Below are 636 nucleotides of genomic sequence, written 5' to 3' on the forward strand. Positions count from 1 at the left end.
GATCTCGGCCATCGATAAAAACCTCAACTACATTTGGCGAGTGCGCAAAAAGCGCCGCACAGTGTATTCATTTTCTATGTATTGGATGGTGCTAACTCTCGGTCCTGTGCTAGTGGGCATGAGCTTGGTCTTTTCTTCTTACGTTGGCTCGCTGCGGGTTTGGAGCGAAGATACGGTGCATTTGGTGTATGGCCTGTTGCCTATCAGCTTTTCTTTCTTAGCCTTCTTTGGGCTATACCTGTTGGTGCCTAATATTAAGGTGCGCTTTAATCACGCCTTGGCGGGCGCGTTTGTTGCTGGCTGTTTGTTTGAGATCAGTAAGAAACTATTTGCCTACTACGTGTCTCAGTTCCCTTCATATCAGCTGATATATGGTGCCTTGGCGGCGGTCCCTCTGTTATTTATGTGGATTTATCTCTGCTGGATGATAGTGTTGATCGGTGCAGAAATCACAGCCAGCTTAGGTGAAGATGAGGTGTGGCGGGTGAATGAGCCATTCAGTATCAAATGGTTTTTGTACTACCAAGATAAATTAATGAGAAAAAGGATTCGAAGTGATAGCTCTGATTCAGAGAGTGAGTGAGGCCGCTGTAAAGGTCGACGGTGAAGTGGTCGGAGAGATCGATAAAGGCTTAT

Annotated in this window: 2 protein-coding genes; both read left to right on the forward strand. The window is 46.2% G+C overall.

Going from position 1 to position 636, the window contains the following annotated elements; genetic code table 11:
- On the forward strand, positions 1 to 583 hold a 583-nt coding region (locus tag AB4585_RS27240; protein WP_372171862.1), incomplete at its 5' end, for a YihY family inner membrane protein.
- Positions 555 to 636, forward strand: an 82-nt coding sequence (locus AB4585_RS27245; RefSeq protein ID WP_372171864.1) for a D-aminoacyl-tRNA deacylase, incomplete at its 3' end; no start/stop codon positions are given. The genes AB4585_RS27240 and AB4585_RS27245, both read left to right, overlap by 29 nt.

Source organism: Vibrio sp. 10N.222.49.C9 (assembly GCF_041474985.1).
Taxonomy (GTDB): domain Bacteria; phylum Pseudomonadota; class Gammaproteobacteria; order Enterobacterales; family Vibrionaceae; genus Vibrio; species Vibrio crassostreae_C.